The organism is Variovorax sp. P4_D9 (assembly GCF_056401695.1).
On record NZ_JBFUIU010000499.1, the window covers coordinates 1 to 6,760 of the forward strand.

At 68.2% G+C, this 6,760-nt stretch carries 6 protein-coding genes; 4 read left to right on the forward strand and 2 right to left on the reverse strand.

The genetic code is table 11. The features are described 5' to 3' along the window. Both AC1DY5_RS36615 and AC1DY5_RS36620 read right to left on the reverse strand, forming a co-directional pair. Nucleotides 1-595, reverse strand: a 595-nt coding sequence (locus tag AC1DY5_RS36615; RefSeq protein WP_478119384.1) for a Bug family tripartite tricarboxylate transporter substrate binding protein, incomplete at its 3' end; no start/stop codon positions are given. A gap of 43 nt (nt 596-638) precedes the next feature. Beyond that, nucleotides 639-2,135 (reverse strand): aldehyde dehydrogenase family protein, encoded by a 1,497-nt coding sequence (locus AC1DY5_RS36620; RefSeq protein ID WP_478119385.1) that lies wholly within the window; start codon nt 2,133-2,135, stop codon nt 639-641. A 209-nt stretch (nt 2,136-2,344) separates the two neighbouring features. Here AC1DY5_RS36620 and AC1DY5_RS36625 point away from each other — a divergent pair, with 209 nt between their 5' ends. The 4 genes from AC1DY5_RS36625 to AC1DY5_RS36640 all read left to right on the forward strand — a co-directional run. After that, the gene (locus AC1DY5_RS36625) at nt 2,345-3,781 is read left to right on the forward strand and encodes an MmgE/PrpD family protein (RefSeq protein ID WP_478119386.1); all 1,437 of its coding nucleotides are present in this window, start codon (nt 2,345-2,347) and stop codon (nt 3,779-3,781) included. A 22-nt stretch (nt 3,782-3,803) separates the two neighbouring features. Next, the gene (locus tag AC1DY5_RS36630) at nt 3,804-5,291 is read left to right on the forward strand and encodes an aldehyde dehydrogenase (protein WP_478119387.1); all 1,488 of its coding nucleotides are present in this window, start codon (nt 3,804-3,806) and stop codon (nt 5,289-5,291) included. A gap of 34 nt (nt 5,292-5,325) precedes the next feature. Next, nucleotides 5,326-6,309, forward strand: coding sequence for a Bug family tripartite tricarboxylate transporter substrate binding protein (locus AC1DY5_RS36635; RefSeq protein ID WP_478119388.1), 984 nt, complete (start codon nt 5,326-5,328; stop codon nt 6,307-6,309). Nucleotides 6,310-6,314: 5 nt separating this feature from the next. After that, a partial coding sequence (locus AC1DY5_RS36640; protein WP_478119389.1) for a GMC family oxidoreductase N-terminal domain-containing protein occupies nt 6,315-6,760 on the forward strand: 446 nt, incomplete at its 3' end.

Here is a 6,760-nt window from a genome sequence, read left to right on the forward strand (position 1 = left end):
GGACCTGATCGCCCATCAAGGCTTGCACCGCGGGACTGAATCCGCGGAAGGGCACGTGGGTGCCGCTGATCTTGAGTTCCCGCACCAGGCGAGCGGCTGCCAGGTGGCTCACGGAACCGGCGCCACCCGAGGCGTAGTTCAGGCCGTTGGGCGTCGCCTTCGCCAACGCCACCAAGTCGGCGACGGTGCGGATGTTCGACTTGGCGCGCACCGCGAAGACAAGCGGCGTGGCGGTGATGCCGAACACCGGCGTGAAGTCCTTGGTCCAGTCGTAGGGCACCTGCTGCAGGCTGGGCAGGATCGTGTGGCCGGTCGCCATGAGCAGCAGCGTGTAGCCGTCCGCCTTCGACTTGGACGCGGCCTGTGCGCCGATGATCCCGTTGCCGCCCGAGCGGTTGTCGATGACGATGGGCTGTCCGAGTTCGACCCCCGCCCTCTCGCCCACGATGCGCGCCATGACATCGCCGATGCCGCCGGCGCCATAGGGCACGATGACTTTCACCGGCGCGATGGGGAAGGGGTCTGCGGCCAGGGCGCCGCCGGCCAGCACGAACGCCATGGCCGCGCCCGCGAAGAATTTCTTCAGATCGAACATTGATGTTTCCTTGTGCGCCTGGTCAGGCGGAGGGCCAGGCGAATCACAGGAACACCTGGACCGACTTCTCCTCGGTGTACGAGTAGAGCTCCTCGATCCCGCGCTCGCGCCCGATGCCGCTGTTCTTGTAGCCGCCGAAGGGGACGGYGCGCACATGAGAGTTCACGCCGTTCACCCAGACGAAGCCCGACTGCACGCGCTTGGCGGTGCGCAGCGCCTGCGTGATGTCGTTCGTCCAGATGGCAGCCGTGAGGCCGTACTCCACCGAGTTGGCCAGCGCGATCGCTTCCTCCGGCTCCGACCAGCGCAGGATGGACAGCACGGGCCCGAAGATCTCCTCGCGCGCGATGCGCATGTCGGGCTTCACGTCGGCGAACACGGTCGGCTGCAGCCAGTAGCCCTTTTCGAAGGCGGCGCCGGCCGGGCGCTCGCCGCCCGCGACCAGGCGCGCGCCTTCGGCCAGGCCCGAGGCCACGCATTGCGTGACACGGTCGAGGTGCGCCCGAGTGTTCAACGCGCCCATCTGCGTGCTCCAGTCGAAAGGGTCGCCGACGCGCAGCGCCTTCACCTTCGCGGCCACGGCCTTCACAACATCGTCGTAGATGGAATCGTGTACCAGCAGCCGGCTGGTCGAACCGCAGGATTGGCCCTGCAGCCCGAAGTTCATGCCGGTCACCGCGGCTGTAGCGACCTTCTCCACCGATGCGTCGGGGAAGACGATGAAGGGGTTCTTGCCCCCCAGTTCGAGCGAGATCGACTTCACCGCCACTTCGGCGGCCGAGCGCTGGATGGCCAWGCCGGTSCGCWCGGASCCGAYGAARGACAGGCGCTTGACGCGCGGRTGGCGCACCAGCGCATTGCCGGCGGCACCGTCGCCCGACACGACGTTCAGCACGCCCGGCGGCAGCACGTCGCGTGCGATCTCCCCGAGGCGCAGCGCCGACAGCGGGCACTGCTCGGAGGGCTTCAACACCACCGTGTTGCCGGCGATCAGGGGCGAGGCCATGCCGTGCACGGCCATGGCGATGGGGTGGTTGAAGGCGATGATGCGGCCGACCACGCCGTAGGGTTCGCGCAGGGTCATGTGCATGCGGTCGGAGGCGCCGGGGATGGTGTGGCCCTGCAGCTCGAAGCCGAGTCCCGCGTAGTAGCGCAGCCGCTCGATGCAGTTCGCCAGGTCCGGCTTCATGGCCGTGATGGCGTTGCCGCTGTCGGCCACTTCCAGCATCAACAGCTCGTCGGCATGGGCCGTGAAGGCATCCGCCAGCCGCATCAGGTGGTTCGAGCGCTCCTGCACCGGCAGCTCGGCCCAGCTCACCTGGGCGGTCTCGGCCGCGCGCACTGCCTGCTCCATGTCGGCTTCGGTGGCGCGCGGTGCCCTGCCGATCAAGTCCTCGGTCGCCGGGTTGAGGCAGTCGATCCATCCGCCGGCTTCGCCTTCGACGAGTTCGCCGCCGATCAGCATGCGGGCAGTGACCGGCGACTTGCGGAACGCGGCCGCGGCCGATTCGGGAGTGGTGGGTAGGGAGGACAGGGTCATGGCTGATACACGCTATTCACGCTGGAGCTTGGGATGCGGCAATGGTCGRCGCGCACCCCGGAATGGGTCAAGACACATTTGCTGCGGCTCACGGTAACCAGCGCTCACGGGGGGGTGGTAACGGCAAGTGACTCTGCGGGGCAGCAAATGCCACCGGCGCTCGCCGMTTGCGCCATCAGAATTCGCAGCAACAAAGGAGTCTTAACCCCATGCCCTCACATACACGCCAGCTCGCAGAGTTCGCGGCGAACCTGAAACTGTCGGACGTGCCCGACGAAGTGCTCGCGCGCGCCAAGTCGATCATCCTCGACGGCCTCGGCTGCGGCCTGTTCGGCGTCCACCTGAAGTGGACCGAGATACTCTCCGGCGTCGTCGAGCGCCTCGAGCCGAAGGGTGGCTCGGCTTCCATCTGGGGTGGCGGCAAGACCGCCTCCGCCACCAGCGCCGTGCTGGTCAACGGCACCATGATCCAGGGCTACGAACTGGACGATGCCAACCCCGCGTCGATTCACAGCTGCGCGGCGGTGCTGCCCGTGGTGTTCGCCGCCGCGGAACTGGTCGGCCCCGACAAGGTCGACGGCGAGACGCTGTTGACGGCCATCATCGCCGGCTTCGAAGTGGGCCCGCGCGTCGGCCTCTGCATGAACGGCAACAAGATGCTCGGCAAAGGCTGGCACACGCCGGGCCTGTTCGGCGCCTTCCCGGCGGCCGTCGCGGCGGGCCGCGTGCTGGGCCTCGACAGCGAGCAGATCTTCCAGGCCCTCGGCATTGCCGGCCCGCAGGCGGGCGGCATCCTCGCCACGCAATTCGGCTCCATGGTCAAGCGCATGCTGTCGGCCAAGGCCGCGCAGAGCGGCTTGTACGCGGCGCTGCTGGCAGCCGAGGGCTTCACCGGCATCGCCGACGTGTTCGAGGAGGAGTACGGCGGCTTCTGCACGACCTTCACGCAGAGCACCGACCAGTTCGACCTGTCCGAACTGACCGACGGACTCGGCACGCGCTGGGAAACCATGCGCATCTCGATCAAGCGGCATGCCTGCGTCGGCACCAACCTGTCGACCATGGACGCGATCGAGGAACTGATGCAGGACGGCCTGAAGGCCGACGACGTGGAGCGCATCACGGTGAAGATGACCGACGACGCGGTCAAGCACTCCTGGTGGCTGCCCTACGAGCCCGTCGGCCTCACGGCGGCGCAGATGCACCTGGGCTTCTGCATCGCCATGAAACTGATCGACGGCGATGTCTTCGTCGACCAGATGGTGGAAGAGAACATGGGCCGGCCCGACCTGCTTGCCTTCGCGAAGCGGGTCGACTGCCTGCGCGATGAGGAGCGCGAGCAGAGGGGCCGCGAGTTCGCGCGTGGGACCGATGTCGAGGTCGTGTTGAAGGACGGCCGCGTGATCCGCAAGGTGGTCGACAACTTCCTCGGCAGCTGGCAGAAACCCATGAGCGACGAACAGATGGCCGTGAAGTACCGGCAGCTGGCCGCCAAGTCGCTGTCGCCCGAGAACGTGGTCGAACTCGAGCGCCTCGTCAGGAACATGGAGCGCCAGCCCGCGGTGGGCGGATTCATCCGGATCCTGCACGGCGAGGCGCCGCGCGCCGCCGCGCAGCCGCACGCACAGGCTGCATTGGCCGAGTAAGTCTCGAAAGGCACGAGACAGCATGCATGCAGACACACCCGTCCGGCACCCGGACAAGTTCTTCATCGACGGCCGCTGGACGGAGCCGTCCAGCACCAGGACGATCCAGGTGACCAACTCCGCCACCGAGGAGCTGTTCCTCACTGTGGCCGAGGCCCAGGAAGCCGACGTGGACCGCGCGGTGGCCGCGGCGCGCAAGGCCTTTGACCAGGGGCCCTGGCCGCGCATGTCGCACGACGAGCGTGCGCAGTTCATGCGCGCCATGGCGGCGGAGCTGGACAAGCTGGCCGAGCCGCATGCGCGCATCTGGACCACCGAAGCGGGCGCGCTGCACGGCTTCACCAAGGCGCGCTGCGCGGGCATCAGCAACGACTATCTCTCCTATGCCGCCCTGGCCGAGACCTTCCCCTTCCAGGAACGCCACACGCCCAAGTCGGGCGGCGAGGTGGCGCTGCTGGTGCGCGAGCCGGTCGGCGTGGTCGCCGCCATCGTGCCCTGGAACGCGGCGCCCGGCGCCATCTCCAGCAAGGTCGGCCCTGCGTTGATCGCCGGTTGCACGGTCATCGTCAAGGTCTCGCCGGAGGCGCCCGGCGCCGCCTACATCCTGGCCGAGGCCTGCGAAGCCGCCGGCTTCCCGCCCGGCGTGGTGAACATCCTCACGGCAGAGCGCGAAGTCTCGGAACGGCTGGTGCGGCATCCGGACGTGGACAAGGTCGCCTTCACCGGCTCGACCGCGGCCGGCCGGCGCATCGCTTCCCTCTGCGGCGAGCGCATCGCGCGCTGCACGCTGGAGCTGGGCGGCAAGTCGCCGGCCATCGTGCTCGATGACTACGACGTGGCCGCCGCGGCGCAGAGCATCGCGTCGCGCGCGATCTTCCTCACCGGCCAGGTGTGCGCATCGCTGACCCGCATCATCGTCAGCCGCAAGCGGCACGATGCACTGGTCGAGGCGCTGAGCGAGAACTTCCGCAACGTGAAGGTGGGCGATCCGTTCGACCCCGCCACTCAGATGGGTCCGTTGGCAATGCGCCGCCACCGCGAGCGCGTGGAGGGCTACATCGCAAAGGGCAAGGCCGAGGGCGCGACCCTGGCCACCGGCGGCGGCCGCCCGAAGCACCTGGATCGCGGCTTCTACATCGAGCCGACGGTGTTCGGCCACGTCGACAACAGCCACACCATCGCGCGCGAAGAAATCTTCGGGCCCGTGCTGGCCGTGATCCCGGCCGAGAGCGACGAGCAGGCGGTCGCCATCGCCAACGACACCATCTACGGCCTCAACGCCTCCGTCTTCACCAACGACCTGGAGCGCGCCTATGCCGTGGCGCGCCGCATCCGCTCCGGCACCGTTGGCCAGAACGGCATGCGCAACGAGGGCAGCATCGCGTTCGGCGGCTTCAAGCAATCGGGCATCGGGCGAGAAGGCGGTGCGGAAGGCTTGCGCGCCTACCTCGAAACCAAGGTCGTGGTCCTCGACGGCATGCCGAAGTCGGCGCGCCGCGTGACGGGCTGAGCGCGAACGATATCAATAACAGTCGGAGACACACATGAATCACAGTTTCGAAGCCGGCCTGCAGCGCCGGCAGGTGCTGGCCGCGCTCGCCGGGGCGGGCATGCTGGCAACGGGCATGGCGCGGGCGCAGGCCGCCTGGAAGCCTTCCGGCCCGATCAAGATCGTCGTTCCCTTTCCGCCGGGTGGTTCTTCGGACATCCTGGCGCGCTTCATCAGCGTGGGCGTCGGCGAACGGCTGGGCCAACCGGTGGTCGTGGAAAACAAGCCGGGTGCGACCGGCTCCATCGGCGCCGGCTACGTCTACGGCGCGCCGGCGGACGGCACCACGCTGCTGCTGGGCATCACCGACGTGAATTCGATCTATCCGCACCTGGTCAAGGGCAAGGTGGATGCGACGAAGTTCGTGCCGATCTCGCCGCTCGCTTCCACCGGCTTCGTGCTGCTCGGCCGACCCGACCTGCCGGCCGCCAATCTGCAGGAATTGCTCGCCTTGATGAAGAAGCAGAACCTCAGCTATGCCAGCGCGGGCACCGGTTCTGGCCCGCAGTTGATGGCCGTGGCCTTCGCGCAGGCGGCCAAGGCGGACAACCTGCTGCACGTGCCCTACACCGGCATGGCACCGGCGCTGTCGGCCCTCATGGGCAGCCAGGTGGACATCATGCTGGTGGCAGTGGGCGGCGCTGTGCAATATCGCTCCAAGCTGAAGTTCTATGGCGTGAGTTCCGCGCAGCGCGTGGCCGCGATCCCGGACGTGCCCACATTGAAGGAGCAGGGCCTGGACGTCGTTGGCGAGGCGTGGATGGGCGTGCTCGCGCCGCCCGGCACGCCGGTGGCCGCCACGACGGCCCTCGCCGCGGCGATCAACCAGGCGACATCCACGGCCGAGTACAAGGCCAAGGTGGCGGAACTCGGCATGAGCACGTTGACTGGGACCTCCGCCGAGTTCGGCAAGCTCTACATGGACGAATACCGCAAGTGGGGCGAGGTGGTGCGGGCCGCGAACATCAAGCTGGAGTGACTGGGATGTACGGCACCGTCATCGTCGGCGGCGGCTCGGCGGGCTCGGTCCTGGCCAACCGGCTGTCGGCCCGCGGCGGCCACGAGGTCCTGCTATTGGAAGCGGGCATCGACACGCCGCCGGGCAATGAACCGCCCGAGCTGCTGGACAGCTATGCGGGCCGGCTGTTCTTCAACCCGCACTTCGACTGGCCCGATCTGCGCGTGACGACCCAGGCGCCCTGGCCGGGCGAGGAAGCGGCCCACCGGCCGCCCTTGCGCAAGTACACGCAGGCGCGCGTGCTCGGCGGCGGCTCCGCCATCAACGGCCAGTTGTTCAACCGCGGGGCACCCACCGACTACGATGAATGGGAGGCGCGCGGTGCGTCCGGCTGGGGCTGGGACGACGTGCTGCCGTATTTCCGCAAGGTGGAGCGCGACCTGGAATGCGACGGACCCCTGCACGGCAAGCA